Raw genomic sequence first — 17,281 nt, forward strand, 5'->3', positions numbered from 1 at the left:
TTCCCAGCCTCATCGTATTGAGGGGTGAGTGAAATAATCGGTGAGATAACTCAGCCGCGGGCCTATTTTGCCGTGGCCGGCTCTGTCTGCCCGGAGAGCAATGCGACCTCGCCGATCTCCATGACCAGGTAGGGATCCGGGTCCAGCCCCAAGCGCTCGAGGGTGCGTCTGAGGTCCAGCACGGGGAAGCCGGGGGGATTGTCGCCCAGGTGGAAGGCGCCCCACTGGGTGGGAATGAACACACCGGCGCCGAGATCCTGGAAGGCCCGGATCGATTCTTCGGCATTCATGTGCGTGTAGTGCATGAACCAGCGCGGATGGTAGGCGGTCAGGGGCATCAGGGCGTAGTCGATGCCGGGAAAGCGCCTGCCGATCTCCCGGTAGCCTGCGAAATAGCCACTGTCCCCCGCGTAATAAACGGACACATCCCCGGATTCCAAAAGGTAGCTGGCCCACAGGGTGGTGTTGAAGCCCTGGCCGATCCGGCGGGACCAGTGCTGCGCAGGCAGGCAGGTAAGAACGATCCCGCCGCCCACGTCCAGGCGCTCCCACCAGTCCATTTCCCGGACCTGGCCGTCGTGAAATTCCCGCACCAGATTCCCCAGCCCCAAAGGCACGAACACACGCGCGTGGCCGGGCAGCGCCTGAATGGTAGCCTTGTCCAGGTGGTCGTAGTGGTTGTGGGAAATGACCACGTTGACAGGGTCCGTGATGCCCGCAAGGAACGCCATGTCCAGAGCCGGCGGTGTCCGCCGCGCCGGGAGCAGGGCCCTTTTGGAGAGCATGGGGTCGGTCAGCCAGAAGGTGCCGTCGATGCGCATGAGAAAGCTGGCGTGGCCGATCCAGGCAATGTAGTCCCTGCCCTCGAGAGAGGCGATGCGCCGGGGAAGATCCGGGCGAACGGCGGGCAGGAAGGTTTTCTCCTCCTGGGTGTAGGCGGCCTTTTTGGTGAACCCCCAGCGCAGAACCCGGCCGAAGGCTTTTTCCTTCATGGGGTTCCAGGGGTTGAAAAAGACCCCGCCCTTCCGGTTGGCGGCGTACAGGGCCGCGGCATCCTGGCCCTCGACGATTGCATGCCACTTTTGCTCGTCAAAGGGTGGCGGGGCCATGACGCAGCTTCCCAGGACCAGGATCAGGGTCAGAGCGATGAGTACGGCGACAATATGATAGCGGTTGGTTTTCATAACAGGATCAATCTAGGTCGTATTGCCTGGAAAATCAAGTCGGGCGGGGGAATTAAAGGAACCAGAGGTCGGCAGGGATAAATCCCTGCGCTACATGGCCGCACGCTATTGACAGCGTAGAACAGGGCTTCAGCCCTGATAAAAGCGTAACGCACCTTAAAACCTGACACCTGAAACGCAACACGTAAAACGTGCATCTCGTTTCACCACCGGATAACCGCACTCCCCCAGGTCAAGCCGCCGCCGAACACGGGCATGCAGATCAACTGCCCGGGTCGGATACTGTTGTCGCGCACGGCTTCGTTCAAGGCGATGGCACAGGATGCCGAGGAGATGTTGCCATAACGGTCGAGCGTGACATAAAATTTTTCCATGGGCACTTTCAGCTTGCCCGCCATGGCCTGAAACATCCGCAGGTTTGCCTGGTGCGGGATAAACCAGTCGAACCTGTCGATCGGTATCCGGTTGTATTCGGAGGCTTCTTCGATGGCCTCGACGAAATAGCGCACCGCCACCCGGAAGCTGTATTTGGCTTCGATCAGCTTTAAGAAATGCAGCCCCTGATCCACACTAGTGTGCGAAATGGGGGTGGTTTTCGACCCGCCTCCCGGAAGGAGCAAATCCTGTCCTTTTTCCCCATCGGTGTGCAGGTGGGTCGACAGAATTTCCGGCCCCCGGTCGCCCCCTGTCAAAATGGCCGCCCCGGCGCCGTCTCCCCAGAGAATGCAACTCGTCCTGTCTGTCCAGTCCAGCGTTCGGCTCATGGTTTCGGAAGCGGCGACCATGACGTATTTGCATGCCCCGGACCGGAGGTACTGTTCGGCCACGTTCAATCCGAAGATAAATCCCGAACAGGCCGCCGTGATGTCGAATGTGACGGCCTGCACGGCGTTGAGCCGGCTCTGCAGCCAGTTGGCACCTGACGGGCAACACGTGTCCGGGGTTATCGTGGCGAGAATGATGAGATCCAGATCGGCGGCTGACAACCCCGCGTCGTCCAGCGCTTCGACAGCCGCTTCGTACGCCAGGTCGGACGTCGCCATGTCAGGATCGGCGATCCTTCTTTCCTTTATACCGGTCCTTTTACGAATCCACTCATCGGAGGTATTCAGCCCCATTTCCTGCAAACCGGCATTCGACAGCACCCTTGGAGGGACATACGATCCGGTGCCTGCAATACGGATGGACGTCGTGTTGTCGGGTGATCGCAAAGGCATTGGTAACACCTCTTGAAACAGTTAAATCCCAATATCTAAATTGAACACTCCCCGCAGCAAGCTTAAGGGGAATCTTCACCGTAAGGAATTCTACCAATTATGATTCGCTCGCTTACCCTGCAGCAAGCTGCAGGGAATGCGCTCGCTATCTCGGTTCAATAAATAGAGGGCCCAGGGGGTCAAAGATTCAAGGATCCGAGGGTAAGACCATAGAGGTCACAGGCGCATGCAGGGTTGAAACCCTGCGTTACCTAGCCGTAGGCTTTATGCTGTGTAGTCCAGGGCTTCAGCCCTGAAAAAAACAAATCGTCTCATGCCTAAAGCCACTTAACACGTAATCACTCAACACCTAACACTGGGCCACTGGATCACTTGCCCTCTTGAACCCTCGGAAACCTGAATGCTATCACGCTGCTGTTCGATAATCAGCCTCCCAGCATCCTAGCATTATATGCAATTTCTCTGCGCTCTCCACAAACGCTACCGAAGGGGGCGAGAGATCATTACCTACGATGAGCGTTTAAAATGGTAAAAATGAATAGAATATATTTAGTTTCAGAGGATTATAGCCCTTTTTATTCTTAAAATTTGAAACCCATTGGGATTGCCGATCGAACCTAAATCTATGGCGTCAGAAGCTATACCACAGAGTCCACTATAGCGAAACAGCATCTCCCTTGTATATGCGCCAACATCGACAATCGCTCAACTTCGGAATTATATAGCGGGTTGCGTTCACTGCCACAAAAACGCAACCGCGCGCTTGCCCAGGATGTAGTCGTCAAAAACGACGCTGCCCGGCTTATCCGCCATGCCCGCACAAACGTGGAGCGGCAGCAAGTGCTCCTCGCGCGGGTGACAGTAACGCGCCGACGGCGCCTTTTCCCACTCCCTCAGCCGCTGTTCCCGTTCGGTGCCGGGCAGGGTGCCTGTGCAGGTCTCCATCAGCCAATCCTGAAATTCGTCGTTGGCGGCATCGGGGACCTCGTTGCCGTCCCATACAAAAGCACGCATGTTGTGAAACGAAAAGCCGGAGCCGACGACCAAAATATTTTCGGCCCTCAATTCGCGCAATGCCTTGCCAAGCGCAAGATGAGCGGCCGGGTCCAACCCGCGCACCAACGACAGCTGAAGCGCGGGGATATCTGCCTCGGGATACATCAACTTCAAGGGGATGAAGAGGCCGTGGTCGAAGCCGCGCTGCAAATCGACGCCGGCCCGAATCTCGTTGCGGTCCAGTAATGCGGCTATGCGTTCGGCCAGCACCGGGCTGCCGGGCACCGGATAGGTGACCCGGTAGGCTTCGTCCGGAAAGCCGTAGTAATCATAGAACAGCGAAGGCGTCGGAGCGCCCAGGAGGGTGGCGGCGGGTTCTTCCCAGTGAGCGCTGACGACCAGAATCGCCTCGGGCTTGCGCAGCTGCTCCGGCAGCCGGCGCATGAAAGCCACCATCTCCCTATGGCCGGCATCGCCCAGCAGGGGCAAGGGTCCTCCGCCATGGGAGAAATAGATTATCTGGGCTTGCATATCGGCCCCATCCTGATGCGTCGTACCGTTCGAAGGCTCCATCGCACAATTGCTCCTGCTGTCGCTACCCGACCCCGTAGGACCCGGCACTGGTTTCAGCCTGGGCAGGGATCCAGAAAGCTATTAGCCATATGCCCTGGATCCCTATCCCTGCCTGCGAGGCTGTGTCATTATTCACCCAATAGTGCTACCAGGAAAATTTTTCAGGGCTAAAGCCCTGGTCTACATTGATAACCGTTTGATTATACACAGTTTGGTTCTATCCATCTGTTGCCCGATCATGTAGCGCAGGGTTTTTACCCTGCCAAAGCGGATTGCGACACAGCCTCCTGCGCCGGAATGACGAGGGTTCTAATCTAAAACTCCCCGGCTCTTCAGCTACGTCGATAATCATTTTCTGCGTCCTCCTTGTCCAAACGACCCCTTCCCGATTTCGATTGCGATACGTGGGAAGTCTAAGGGGAAGGTTTTTTATTCGGAATACGCCATTTTTTCATGTACTTCCAGATCGAAGCCCTGCTCAACCCGACCCTGCGTGCGACTTCGGCTTTATTCCAGTCACACTCATCCAGAAGGTGAAGCAGGGTGTCACGCGCGAGTTTCCCTCCCGGCACGTACGGTCTTTTGGAGGCATCGTACGATTCGAAACAATCATCATCCTTTCTTTTTCGCCTCACCTCCCCGGGAAGGTCGAGCACATCGATTCTGTTCCTGTCGCAGAGAACGAATGCATGTTCGATTGAATTCTCCAGTTCGCGCACATTCCCGGGCCAGTGGTAATTCATGATAATGCTCATGGCAGGCTGTGAGACGCCCTGAATCCGCTTGCCCGTGTGTTTATTGTTGAGCTCGATAAAGTGATTGACCAAAAGCGGGATGTCGTCCATGCGTTTTCGCAAAGGGGGGAGGTGAATAGGAAACACCTTCAGCCGGTAATACAGGTCCTCACGAAAACGGCCCTCTTTTACCAGTTGATACAGGTCCCTATTCGTTGCGGCAATAATGCGAATATTGATCTTCCTTTTGATGGACTCGCCCACGCGCTCGATCTCTTTCTGCTGTAATACACGCAGCAATTTGATCTGTATCAGCGGGCTTATTTCACCGATTTCGTCAAGGAAAATCGTTCCGTCGTCGGCCTCCTCGAAACGCCCTGTGCGGCCGCGTATCGCGCCGGTGAACGCCCCTTTTATGTGGCCGAAAAGCTCGCTCTCCAGCAAAGACTCCGGCAGAGCGCTGCAGTTGACGGTTATCAACTGTTTTTCTTTTCGCTCGCTGCAGGCGTGTACGGCACAGGCCACGAGTTCTTTACCCGTTCCGCTCTCTCCCTGGATCAATACCGCGACCTCGCTTTCGGCGGAAGCCTTGATGGAGGCAAACACATTTTCCATAGCCCGGCTTTTGCCGATAATTCCGCTGAACCGGTTCAACTTGCTGAGACGAAGGGCGGCCTCCTCCATTTTAAGCCTGGCGTTGTGCAACTCCGACAGATCCGTCACCGCTTCCACAATGCCTTCGACGGTCCCGTCGTCATGTTTGATGACCCTGGCATTCTTGATCACCGGAACGGCGTGGCCGTCTTTGTGTCGCAGCAGGCACTCCACCGGTCCGATTTCACCCTTGTCGATAATGCCGCACTCCGTGAAACCGTTCGGGCAGGCCTTGCCGAAGCACTGACTCAGGCCCAACAGTCCACAGCTTCTGCCCACGGCCTCGTTTTCCCTGTAGCCGGTGATATGCACCATCGCCGGATTCCAGGATATAATCCGTCCGTTGATGTCGAGGGCGAACACCCCATCGCCGATGGATTCCAGCAGCATTTTAACGAACACGCTGTCGTGGATCTCCTGAAACAGTTTTTTCATGTCATTTCTCATCCTTGGCTGCCTGCAGGTGGCGCTACAGTAGCGCCACCTTATGCCACCGCTACTATAGCCGATGCCCGATCGCCCTGTCAAATCCCAGGACAATTTTATCCTTTCCAATGATGCCGTGCATTCTTTCGATATATTTTTGCTTTTGCTCACAAGGTGTTAGGATTTGGCGCACGCACTTTAAAAACAGCGCCGGGGCATGTGGCACGATTATTGATTGAGTATAAGTCAGGGTAAGCCATGCTCCGGAGGCCGATGCCGCAAGTCCATCGGGAAGAAAGGGGGTTTAAAATGGAAAAAATGAAACGATTTATGGCGTATCACCATGACCCGGACCTCGATTTTAAGACCGTGCAGGCCAATTGGCGAAAATTGGCCCGCGTCGAAAAAGCCACGTGGGTTCGGACCTGTTACAATGAGGAAAAAAATATGCGCTACTGCATATGGCTGGCTCCGAGCGAAGAGGAATTGAAGAAAATCTTTACAAATCTGGAGGTCGGCTGGGAATCAGTCGTTGAGGTCAAGGAAACGGTACCGGACCTCTGGGGCGAGGAATGGGAAAAACACCTGGTAGCCGAAGAAACCGCCTCCACAAAGGGCAACTGACAAGAGGAGACCGCCTTTTGAAACCTCCAGAAGAAATGATTTCCTAACATCGAGCGGTAAAAAGGTTCTCCAGAAAAACGAATCGATCTGCCAGGCCATGACGTTAGAGTCGTTTCCGGAAAATATTCCGATTCGAGCGCACGGCTGCCCATTATTTTTTCAAGGCGGCATTTTAAAACGGTGCTTTTTTTGTACCTGCACTGCAGGATATTCATCCTGTGCCGCCCTGCAAAAATAATGGGCAGCCTGCTTTCAAAATTTCAACCGAAACCGACATATAGTAACCGATGTAGAAAGAGATAATTGCGTAGAGGAAAAATCTCCAATGGGTACTCACCAAATCATCACCGCGAAGGAGGTCAATTTTGGCTAAAATAATCACTTACGATGCAAATCCCGACATGAAATGGGATGTGGCGGAAACTCTGGGGCATGAGGTAACATCCTTCCACGATTCCGGAGAAGCCATCGACTTCGCCAGAGGAAATAAAGTCGATATTGCCCTGCTTTCAGGACCGGAAGGTATCGACATGATCAGGCACCTCAGGGAGATATCGCCCAGTTTCAAGGTCGTTCTTTTCTGCGACGCTCCCGATATCATGGAAGTGCGCCGGGCGCTGAGATGGGCGCCCTGCTCCTTTTTATTCAAACCCGTCGTCAAAGAGGAGTTGGATGCCTGCCTCAAGCGCGCCCTTTTAAAAGGGAAAAGCACCATCAAAGGCAGTCTCAACATCTAAGCGCGACCCCTTATCCTGAAATGGAGGAGACCATGAAAGAAAAAGAACTGGCCCTGGCAAGATTTTCCATTCAACGGTTTTTGGCAACCGTATATGCAGACGAACTGAGCCCGGAACTCTACGATGCAATGAAATCCGATACCTTTCTTAGAGCCTTGAAAAAAGCTTCGGAAAGTTTCTACAGCAAAGAAATGGCCCAAGCCACCAGATCACTGTTCGAGTTTTTGGACAGCTCCGGTTTGGACACTTACAAGGGGCTTAAATTTGAATATGCGGACCTATTTCTCAATGCGGGCGACAACCCGGTATTTCCCTATGAGTCCTTTTATGCCGACAGGGAGCCCACCCTGTATGGAAAACCGCTGTTTCTGATGCGCGACGTGTTGAGAAAAAACGGGTTGCACAAGGATCCCGACTATCCCGAACCGGAAGATCACATTTCGGTCCAGTTCGACTTTCTGGCCGAACTGAACCGGCGGGAAGCGGCCGGCGACAAATACGCAGCTGAAATCCGGCGTGATTTCGGCCGGCGGCACATCGCCTGGCGGACGGAATATTGTGCCGTCCTCCATTCCGCCGACAAATCCGGCTTTTACAAAGCCCTGGCCGAGTTTACTCTCAGTTACCTTTTTGTGGCGCATTTGGCATCGGTACCGCCTGAAGCGTCCCCCATACTGGACCCCGAGGCCGATTTAATCCTGATAGGCAAGATCCTGAAAGATCTGCCCCTTGCCCGGGAGTCGTTTCTTCTCCAACCCGGCGTTATCGACCCCTTGCCGGCCCAAACCATCCCGACCCATTGCTACGCCTGCGGGGCGCTTTGCGGCATGACCGCCAAGCTCAACGACGGTGTGCTGATGTCGACCGCCGGCCTGCAGGGAGACATCAAAGGCGGCGGACGGCTGTGTCCCAAGGGAGCGTCTTCGAGACATCACGTTTACTCGGCTTACCGGCTCAAGTCGCCGCTCATCAAGGAGGAGGGCCGATTCCGCAAGGCATCGTGGGATGAGGCCCTGGATAAAATCGTCGGGGCGTTCAAGACAATGGACCCGGCCAGGATAGGGTACATGCGCGGCAATGATTTTGCCAACTGGGTGCATGAGGCCCTTTTCGATCACCTGGGATGTCCCAAAACCACCCACCGCCCCATGTGCGACAATGCCAACCGCATGTCGAACGAGCACAATCTGAACGACAAACGGCCATGGATCAATTACCAGGAAGCCGATTACATCCTCCATTTCGGTATGAATGAACTGGCCACGTCATACGGGCAGCGAAAAACGGCCCAACTGAAGGCGGCCGTAGCCCGGGGAGCCAAGCTGGTAGTGCTCGATCCGCGGCGCTCGGAAACCGCGGCTTTGGCAACCGAGTGGATACCGATCAAGCCATCGACGGATGCCGCCGTAGCACTGGCCATGTGCTATGTGATCATTAAAAACAGTCTTTACGACAGAGAATTTGTGAGCAACTGGACCACCGGATTCGATGAATTCAAGAAACGGCTGATGGGAGAGGATGACGACACCCCCAGGACGCCATCCTGGGCATCGAAAATCAGCGGTGTCCCGGCCGAAACTATCGAACGGATCGCCCTCGAGTTTGCAAAAGCCACGGCAAAGGGGGCTATGTCATGGACCGGCCTGGCCCAGGTTCCCAATGGTATGTACGCAACGGCCGCATTGCAGGCATTAAACGGCTTGTGCGGCACCTTCGATTCGCCGGGGGGCCCGTCTCTCCCCTTCAAGCGCAAATTGAAGCCGGCCTGGGGAAACGGCCAGGAGAAGCCGCCCAAAGGCAATGCACCTAAACTGAACAAACTTCGGATGTGGTCCGGGTGGGCGCCGGCCTATTTGCTGGACGATGTTGAATCCGGAAGTCTCGAAGGTATGGTGTGCTACTTCGGCGATCCGGTATTGAGTTGGGGGAACGAGGCGGCCACCACTGAAGCCATCGAGAAGATGAAGTTCAAGGTGTGTATCGACGCTTTCATGTGCAATACAGCCTTGCTTTGCGACGTGGTGCTGCCTGACAGCACATGGCTCGAACAGAGCCAGATCAAGCCCGATTGGCTTTACGAGGCCCAAATCAGCTATTGGGCCGAGGTGGTCGAGCCGCTTTTCAACTCGAAGCCCATGTACTGGATCACGATCGAACTGGCCAGGCGGATGGGCCTGGAGCAATATTTTCCGTGGAAAAATATAGATGAAGCCTTCGAGAACCAACTGCAAGGACTGCCCTGCACCCTGGAGCAGCTCAAGGAAAATGGATTCGTTGTCACGGACAAGGCCGAGTACTACAAGTACAAGAAATGGGGATCGCTGAACCCGCCTGAAGGGTACGGTTCTTCGGGAAACACCAAGACCGGAAAATACAACTTTTTAAATCCGGTCGCCCAGGAAAAAGGAGTGGACCCGCTGCCCGATCATCACGACGGCGCCCCGGACCTGGCCACCGATGCGGCGTACCCGTTTCACTTCGGCAACTTCCGGATATTTCAACACGAGCATTCGTCCACGTTCAACAACTACTCACTGATGAAAACCAAGGGCTCCAATGAATTGTGGATCAATAAAATGGATGCCCATGACTTAAAGATAGATGAAGGAGAAGTTGTGCGGCTGAAATCGCCCTGGGGTGAGGTCGAGATGAAAGCAAATCCCACGTGGGACATCATGCCGGGCATTTTGGGTGCCCCCGGTGGTTTCGGTCACAGCCGCGGTCTCGAGGGTGACCCCAAGTTCCCCCAGTTTGGCGGTAAAAATCCACCCGGGATACAGAAACCCAATATGACCGAGGAGATGGGGGGGACGCCCCTGTTCAAGTATATCAAAACACGGATCGAAAAAATCTGATCCGGCCGCAACCGGTGGCGTGCTTAGGATATGTCAGCGGGGGAAAAGGGTGTCTCAACGTTGCAAAAGCCTGAAGGGCCCTGTCAATGCAGTGGCAAAGGAGGTGACGTCATGTATGCCTTGATATGCGATGAATTCGACCCGACCCATCGTAAAAAGAGAGTCATCTCGGTGCACAGAACCAGAACGACGGCCGAAAAGGCTCAGCTGAAACTGCCGCACAAGCTGTTCCGGGAAGACGGTGACTGCTACACCCGGGTCGTGTGGGTGAACCGTCCGACTCACAAAGGAGAATACATCACGCCGGACGATTTCGACACCTGGGCTCCTGGGGAAGAAATTCCTGCAGGGGACCGGACCCCCGAATGCGATTGATTTTTTTTGGATGACTCGAATCTCATAGGTGAATAGCAAATACCGGGCCCATAGGGCCCGGTACTGGTTTCAGCAAAGAGTTTACGGCCTAGTCGTCAAACCATTCCGGCTGCAGGCTGACCGTCAGGCCGTCGGCGTTCTTCAAGCGCGCGGCCAGCCCCATGGTTTTGGGAAGCTCGTAGGCATAGAAGTACTGCATGGCGGCGAACTTTCCGCGGTAGAAGCGTTCGTCCTTTTTACGGCACTTGCCGTCCAGCGCCTTTTGGACGACCAGTCCCTGAAGCAGCCACTGCCAGGCGATGCAGATGATGCCGAAATACTCCAGGTACAGGGTCGCATCGGCCAGATAGACCTCGGCGCCCTTTTCCATAGCGACCGCCTGCAGCTGTTCGGTCAGTGTCTTGAGCGCTTCCACGGCATCGGCCAGCTGCCGGGCATAGGCGCTCAGGGCCGGAACGTCGCTGGCGTCCACAATGGCCCGGCCGACCTCGTCAAGATAGAGTTCATAGGCTTTGCCTTCGTACATGATGATTTTGCGGCCCAACAGGTCGGCGCCCTGGATGCCGGTGGTGCCTTCGTGGATGGGGTGAATCCGGCAATCCCGGTAATACTGCTCCAGGGGATAGTCGTCACAAAACCCCGATCCGCCGAAGCACTGCAGCCCCTGGCTGATGGACTGGATGCCCATTTCCGAGGGATAGCTTTTGACAACCGGCGTCAACAGGTCCAGCAGCAGACTGTATTTCTGTTTTTCCGCCCCGCCGGAGACCGTCATCAGGTCGACATACTGACTGCACTGGATCGCCAGTGAAAGCGACCCTTCCACGACGGCCCGCTGAAAAAGCAGCATGCGCTTGACATCGGCGTGCTCGATGATCGGCACCGGGGGCAGGTTCGGGTCCTTCTGGCCGATCCTGCGCCCCTGCTTCCTTTCCCGGGCATACTCCAGGGAAGCATAGTAAGCGGCCGTGGCCATGGCAATGGCCCCCAGGCCGACGCCGATTCTGGCTTCGTTCATCATCTGAAACATGTATCGCAACCCCTGGTGCGGCTCCCCCACCAGCCAGCCCCGGCAGTCGTCCCTGTCCCCGAAGCTGAGCTGGGCGATGGGGCAGCCCCGGTAGCCCAGCTTGTGGTAGACGCCGGAAGTGCTGACGTCGTTGGGTACCAGGCGCCCCCCGTCTTCGATGCGTTTTTTGGGAACCACGAAGAGAGAGATGCCCCTGACCCCGGAGGGGGCGCCCTCGATTTTCGCCAAAAGCAGGTGCACGACATTGTCCGCCGCATCGTGGTCGCCGGCGGAGATGAAAATCTTCTGGCCCTTGATCAGATAGTGATCTTTTTTGGTGGGGGCGGCGATCGTGGTGATGTCCGCCAGGGAGCTGCCGGCTTCGGGTTCGGTGAGGGCCATCGTGCCCTGCCAGATCCCCGCCCGCATGTTGGGCACGTAGCGCTCGTAGAGCGCCTTGCCGCCGAAGTTTTCGATCAGCCGGGCAGCCCCGTCGCAGAGGCCGCTGTATGTCGCCCCCGAGTAGTTGGCCGCCATGAAGATGAACTGGCAGGCATAGGCGATGACGTGGGGCAGCTGCTCGCCGTCCAGGTCGTAGGGCACGATGGTGGATATCCAGCCCCCCTCGCCGAACTCCCGCAGGATTTTCCTGACGTCGGGATGCACCTTGATGGTACCGTCGCTGAGCTCCGGCGGCCGGCGGTCCATCTCTTCGAAAATGGGCCACAACAAATCCTTGGCGATCTTGCCGGCGGAATCCAACACCAGGTCGAACGTCTTCCTGTTGTGATCGCCATAGTACTCGTAGCGGGTCAGGGCTTCCGTGTCGAAGACCTCGTACAGTAAGAACTTCAGGTTGCGGTCGCTAAAATACTTCTTTGCCATTTACCATCTCCCCTTTCTTCATATTGGCACCCATGCTTTCATGGGGTTTTACATATACCTAAGTTCAATTTAGGACATAGATTGTGCCTGATTTGAGTTACAATCTCACAATTTCATCTGCTTGGCAATCACCTGATGCATTATCTCACAGGTGCCACCGCCGATGGAGAACACCCGCGCGTCCCTGGCAGTCGGCCCCCCTAAACATGATGTTCTTCCCTTCTAAACGGTGGTTTGAGAATGCTCAGGAGAAAATAGTAACAGGAAACGGATTGCCCTTCAAAATGAATAATATAAATGATTAAAAACAGGCTGATTTTGTGTCAATATTTTTCAATTTATTTTATTATGATGGTTATCATTTGTTCCCTTACGCTCGACGTCTTGAATTTAATTCGTTTATAGCCTTGAGCAATCATTTTATAGTCCGTAATTAGACGCCAACACAAATAGACACCCCATTCCGCACTTCAACGGCAAGAACGGGCTGGTCTTCAGTGTCGCCGAAAAGCATCTCAAAGCCTCGATTTTCGCATTGAAAGATCAGCTCGAAGGGATCCTCGACCCAAAATCGAGATTGAGCAAATTCATCTGTTACGGCCTGCAATACAACGACAATCACCGGGAATACGCACGCAACCTTGTCTTCGATTACCGCTCCAGCATTGAATTCTACAAGACGCCGGCCTATGAACTGAATCGTGAACATGCGAAAATCCGCGGCCATATTTTACGTAAAGACGTCGAGGACGACGTCTTTCGCAACGATGTCGACATCAGGCTGATCCGTGAAATCATCTACGGCACCCTGGATGCGGAAGCCATCGGCTGCGTGCTGGTGCGCGATGTCGAAAAGAGCACGGATGACTGGCACGACATCTTGTTTATTCTGTTGCGCATGATCGAAACGGGTGTTGCCCGGAAACATGTGACCAAACGGCAGAAAATCATCGAAACGGCGGAAAAGGTGTTCGCCGAATTCGGCTTCAACAAGGCCAGAATATCGGAAATTGCCAAACGCGCGGGCGTTGCGGAAGGATCGATCTACGATTATTTCGAAAACAAGGAAGATTTGCTGCTGTCGGTCTCAAAATTTAGAATTGAACGGCTGAACAGGGACCTCAGAGAATCCTTTCAAATCAAGACCCCCTGAGCAAGCTACGCAAAATCCTCAGGCTCCATTTTTCGATCTTTTCAAAAAACAGGGAATTTTTGAAGGTGTTCATCTTCGACATGCTGCTCAACCATCATTTTTACGACTCGGAAGCCTATGCCAGCTTTTTCGAATATCAGAATACCCTTGTGGAGGTCGTCGAGGAGGGCAAATCACAGGGGGTGTTCAGCAGCGAACTCAACGCCCGGGTGTCCAAAACATGTTTATCGGCACCTTTATTCACCTGGCGCTGCGCTGGCTGATTTTTCCGGACAAACCTTTCGACAAAATGCGGGAAGTGAACACCGCGCTATCGACCTGTTTTCGCTTGCAGCCACCGCCGTAAGTGGCGAATAAGTCATATTCCAAGGAATGTCTCTCTGATATCTGCGGATGCTTTGATCTCTTGGGAAGTGCCCTCGGCTTTGACTTGTCCCTCATGCATGATGTAGACGTAATCCGCTGCATTCAGGGAGGCATCGGCATTTTGTTCGATCAACAAAACCGTCAACCCGATTTCCTCCTTCATCTTTTGAATGGTCTCAAAGACCTCTCCCACCAGCAACGGTGCCAGCCCCTGGCTGGGCTCGTCCAACATGATGAGCCTGGGTTTGGTCATCAAGGCCCTGGCGATGGTGACCATCTGCTGTTCACCGCCGCTCAACGACCCCGCCGTCTGGCTACGTCTCTCCTTGAGCCGGGGAAAGAGCGTATACACCAACTCCATGGATTCATCCCTGTGGGCCAGCGCTTTTTTTAAATACGCCCCCATCATGAGATTTTCCAAAACCGTCATGTTTGGAAACAAGTGTTTGCCTTCGGGCACCAGGGCGATGCCCCTGTCCACTTTTTTATGGGTGGGAAGCTGGGTAACGTCTTCATCGGCGTATTGCACCACGCCTCCCCAAGGCGCCACCGAGCCGAAAACCGTTGCGAGCAGGGTACTTTTTCCGGCGCCGTTGGGTCCCAGCAGAGAGGTGATGGATCCAGCCTTGACCGTGAGACTCGGTTTCCATAGCACCTGCATGGGGCCATATCCGGATTCGAGATCTTTGACGATGAGCATTACGACTCCTTTGTTGGACGCCCCAGGTACACATCGACCACCTTCGGATTCTCCAATGCCTCCTTGGTGGGGGCGTCAACGATTTTTGCACCCCGGTGCAAAACAATGACCTTCTCGGCCATTCCGACCACCGCCCGCATGATATGCTCCACCATGGCGACGATGGCGATCTGCTCTTCCTTCGCGATCCGCTTGATCAGCGACACAATGTCATCGATATCATTGGGATGCATGCCGGCCATGGCTTCATCCATCAGCAGCAGCTTGGGTTTCATGGCCAGCGCGCGACCGATTTCCATGAGTTTTTTTTCGACAGGCGTCAATCCGCCGGCAACCTTGTCTTTATGATCCTGCAGGCCGACGCGTTCGATGGTTTGATCGGCGATCTCGAGAGATTCTTCCACATTGACGCGATGACTCAACGTGCCGAACATGGCGCCCACGGCAATATTTTCTCTCACCGTTGCCGACGCAAACGGTCGCGGGATCTGAAAGGTTCGGCCGATCCCCAAAGGGGCCCTTTTATAGGGGGGCAGCCGGGTAATATCTTTGCTTTCGAAGAAAACATGTCCCTGTTCCGGGAAAAAAACGCCGCTGATCACATTGAACAAGGTCGTCTTACCACTGCCGTTGGGACCCACAATTCCGACGAACTGGCCATGGTCGATTTCGAGGCTGACCTGATTCACCGCCACCAGCCCGCCAAACCGTTTGGTTACGCTATCGAGCCTGAGTAATGTCATTGTGTCTCACTTACATGAAATACCGTTCCAATTTTGTCCCCTTGATCTTCTTTCTGAATACGCCCACGACCCCTTCGGGAAACATGATGATAATGACGATGATGATCGGTGCGAAGATCAGCAGCTGGAACCCGGGAAGGATTACCGACAGATAGTACTTCGAGATGCCGTAAATGAGTCCGCCCACGATCGGTCCCAAAAGGGTTCCGGCCCCACCGAGCAAAACGATGATGATGGCTTCGATGGTGTAATGAATTTCAAACACTTCCGGTGGAAACACATACGGCGTCTTTAACGCCCAGGATGTGGCTCCGATCAAACCGGCGATGCAGGAACTGGTGACAAAGGCAATAATTTTATATTTGGTGACATTGATGCCCATCACCTTGGCGGCATCTTCATCTTCTCTCAGGGCGGTAAGGGCATATCCGATCTTGCTGCGCATATAGGCCAACGTCAAACATGCGGCAAAGATGGCGATGCCGAAAACGATGACATCGGCCCAAAAGACGGCCAGCCGGCTGGCGGATTGCTTGCCGAGGATCTGATTGAGTTGCGCCGTAAAGATAAGTCCCTCGGAACCGTTCCAGATTCTGGCGCCCTCTATCAAAAACCGAAACCCCTCATTGACCCCGATGGTGGCAATGGCGAAGTAGGCGCCTCTGAGGCGCAGCGCCACGGCACCCACCGCCAGGGAGAGCAACGTCGAAAAGAGAAGGGCGGCGAAAAAGCCGATGATGATGATACCCACACCGAAACCCTGAAAATCGGCGAATCGCGTAATCGTCAAGGCCATACCGTAGGTACCGACCCCCATAAAGGCCACATATCCGAAATCCACATAGCCGGTCATGCCCATGAAGATATTGAACGCCTGTCCCAAGGCACAGTAGAAGAGCAGAGTCGCGACCAGTTGCCACATGCCGGTCATGCCCTTGCCTACGACGAACAATGCGATGTAGGCCATCAATACCGGCAAAATCGGCGCATATTTTTGTGCTTTTTTCATTTTGCTTTCAGAAGCCCTGTTGGCCTGACCAGAAGTATGGCCAGCAATATCATGAAAGAGAAAAACCGCGTCAGTGCAAAAGGTTCAACCCCGGGAATCAGGGCAAACAGCGTATACGAGCCGTTTTCGATCAACCCGAAAACCAGCCCGCCGAAAAAAGCCCCATAGGGCGATGCCAACCCACCGAGAACGGCTATGACAAAGGCCTTGAGGGTATAGCCACCCCCCATATAGGGGTTGATGCCCACAGGGATGAACATGGTGAGCAAAACGCCGCTGGCCACCGTCAGGCCGATGCCCAGTCCAAAACTCATGGCATACACGCCGCCCACGTTGATGCCGCACACCCGGGCGCCTTCGCTGTCTTCGACCACACAGCGCATGGCGGAGCCGTAGCGGGTCTTGTTGAACCACAAATAGAGCAGGACGGCGATGAGGACACTTCCGATGGCGGCATAGAGTTTGGTCATCGGCAGCACGGTAATGCCCAGGTTGATCTTACCCACCACCCAGTTGTACCCACGAAATTCCGATCCAAAAATCAGCTTGACGATTTCCTGTAGCAACACACCGATGGAAAATGTCACCAGCAACGACGCCAGTTCGGGGGCTTTGATCAGCCGCTTCATGGCCGTGTAGTAAAACAACAATCCCAGGGCCATCCCGAACACAAAAGCGATGGGCACGGCAAAGATCGGATTGAGTCCCAGGGCGGTAAACAGCCAGTACGTGATAAACGCACCAACCATGATAAAGGCCCCGTGCCCCACGTTGACGATCTGCAAAACACCGAAGATGAGGCTGAGCCCCATGGTGGCCATGCCGTAGACCGCTCCGAGGACCAGGCCCTGTATCAGATTGCCGATCAGTTGTTCGAGCACCATGTCGTCATTTCCTTATATTGCCGTTATTACTAGGGAGTTGCCTTTTTCCCCTTGGCCTTCTCCGCGAAGGTCGGCATGGGATAACAGGGCTTGCCGGTTTGTGCTTCCTCTGGCCATACGATAATCCGCTTGCTGTCCTGCCACTGGACGTCCACCA

At 54.7% G+C, this 17,281-nt stretch carries 15 protein-coding genes; 6 read left to right on the plus strand and 9 right to left on the minus strand.

The genetic code is table 11. From position 1 onward, the window contains the following. Window positions 1-62: 62 nt before the first annotated feature. The 4 genes from LJE94_15590 to LJE94_15605 all read right to left on the minus strand — a co-directional run bounded on the left by LJE94_15590 (window position 63) and on the right by LJE94_15605 (window position 5,793). On the minus strand, window positions 63-1,184 hold the full coding sequence (locus LJE94_15590) for an MBL fold metallo-hydrolase (GenBank protein MCG6911528.1): 1,122 nt from the start codon (window positions 1,182-1,184) through the stop codon (window positions 63-65). A 203-nt stretch (window positions 1,185-1,387) separates the two neighbouring features. Continuing rightward, entirely contained in the window at window positions 1,388-2,401 is a 1,014-nt protein-coding gene (locus tag LJE94_15595) for a ketoacyl-ACP synthase III (protein MCG6911529.1), read from the minus strand. Between the two features lie 735 nt (window positions 2,402-3,136). Next, on the minus strand, window positions 3,137-3,928 hold the full coding sequence (locus tag LJE94_15600) for a dioxygenase (protein MCG6911530.1): 792 nt from the start codon (window positions 3,926-3,928) through the stop codon (window positions 3,137-3,139). 455 nt (window positions 3,929-4,383) lie between these two features. Further along, window positions 4,384-5,793, minus strand: coding sequence for a sigma 54-interacting transcriptional regulator (locus LJE94_15605; GenBank protein ID MCG6911531.1), 1,410 nt, complete (start codon window positions 5,791-5,793; stop codon window positions 4,384-4,386). A gap of 300 nt (window positions 5,794-6,093) precedes the next feature. Between LJE94_15605 and LJE94_15610 the strand changes: the two genes are divergently transcribed. The 4 genes from LJE94_15610 to LJE94_15625 all read left to right on the plus strand — a co-directional run bounded on the left by LJE94_15610 (window position 6,094) and on the right by LJE94_15625 (window position 10,375). Next, window positions 6,094-6,408, plus strand: coding sequence for a DUF4242 domain-containing protein (locus LJE94_15610; GenBank protein ID MCG6911532.1), 315 nt, complete (start codon window positions 6,094-6,096; stop codon window positions 6,406-6,408). Window positions 6,409-6,773: 365 nt separating this feature from the next. Further along, window positions 6,774-7,145: a response regulator gene (locus LJE94_15615; GenBank protein MCG6911533.1), complete on the plus strand. Its 372-nt coding sequence runs from the start codon at window positions 6,774-6,776 to the stop codon at window positions 7,143-7,145. Between the two features lie 32 nt (window positions 7,146-7,177). Next, the gene (locus tag LJE94_15620) at window positions 7,178-10,000 is read left to right on the plus strand and encodes a molybdopterin-dependent oxidoreductase (GenBank protein MCG6911534.1); all 2,823 of its coding nucleotides are present in this window, start codon (window positions 7,178-7,180) and stop codon (window positions 9,998-10,000) included. A gap of 111 nt (window positions 10,001-10,111) precedes the next feature. Further along, on the plus strand, window positions 10,112-10,375 hold the full coding sequence (locus tag LJE94_15625; protein ID MCG6911535.1) for a hypothetical protein: 264 nt from the start codon (window positions 10,112-10,114) through the stop codon (window positions 10,373-10,375). A gap of 88 nt (window positions 10,376-10,463) precedes the next feature. On the opposite strand, the gene LJE94_15630 is transcribed toward LJE94_15625, so the two are convergent. After that, window positions 10,464-12,269: an acyl-CoA dehydrogenase gene (locus LJE94_15630; protein ID MCG6911536.1), complete on the minus strand. Its 1,806-nt coding sequence runs from the start codon at window positions 12,267-12,269 to the stop codon at window positions 10,464-10,466. Between the two features lie 526 nt (window positions 12,270-12,795). Between LJE94_15630 and LJE94_15635 the strand changes: the two genes are divergently transcribed. Both LJE94_15635 and LJE94_15640 read left to right on the plus strand, forming a co-directional pair. Next, on the plus strand, window positions 12,796-13,422 hold the full coding sequence (locus tag LJE94_15635; protein MCG6911537.1) for a TetR/AcrR family transcriptional regulator: 627 nt from the start codon (window positions 12,796-12,798) through the stop codon (window positions 13,420-13,422). After that, a complete protein-coding gene (locus LJE94_15640) occupies window positions 13,398-13,685 on the plus strand; it encodes a hypothetical protein (protein MCG6911538.1) in 288 nt (95 codons plus the stop codon). Before LJE94_15635 ends, LJE94_15640 begins: the two co-directional genes overlap by 25 nt. A 95-nt stretch (window positions 13,686-13,780) precedes the next feature. On the opposite strand, the gene LJE94_15645 is transcribed toward LJE94_15640, so the two are convergent. The 4 genes from LJE94_15645 to LJE94_15660 are packed head-to-tail and all read right to left on the minus strand — an operon-like array spanning window position 13,781 to window position 17,124. Then, window positions 13,781-14,488, minus strand: a complete 708-nt coding sequence (locus LJE94_15645; protein MCG6911539.1) for an ABC transporter ATP-binding protein — start codon at window positions 14,486-14,488, stop codon at window positions 13,781-13,783. Beyond that, the gene (locus LJE94_15650) at window positions 14,488-15,231 is read right to left on the minus strand and encodes an ABC transporter ATP-binding protein (protein MCG6911540.1); all 744 of its coding nucleotides are present in this window, start codon (window positions 15,229-15,231) and stop codon (window positions 14,488-14,490) included. The genes LJE94_15645 and LJE94_15650 overlap by 1 nt, the downstream gene beginning before the upstream one ends. A gap of 10 nt (window positions 15,232-15,241) precedes the next feature. Continuing rightward, the gene (locus LJE94_15655) at window positions 15,242-16,240 is read right to left on the minus strand and encodes a branched-chain amino acid ABC transporter permease (GenBank protein MCG6911541.1); all 999 of its coding nucleotides are present in this window, start codon (window positions 16,238-16,240) and stop codon (window positions 15,242-15,244) included. Beyond that, window positions 16,237-17,124 (minus strand): branched-chain amino acid ABC transporter permease, encoded by an 888-nt coding sequence (locus tag LJE94_15660; GenBank protein ID MCG6911542.1) that lies wholly within the window; start codon window positions 17,122-17,124, stop codon window positions 16,237-16,239. The genes LJE94_15655 and LJE94_15660 overlap by 4 nt, the downstream gene beginning before the upstream one ends. Window positions 17,125-17,281 lie beyond the last annotated feature (157 nt).

The organism is Deltaproteobacteria bacterium (genome assembly GCA_022340465.1).
Classification (GTDB): Bacteria; Desulfobacterota; Desulfobacteria; order Desulfobacterales; family B30-G6; genus JAJDNW01.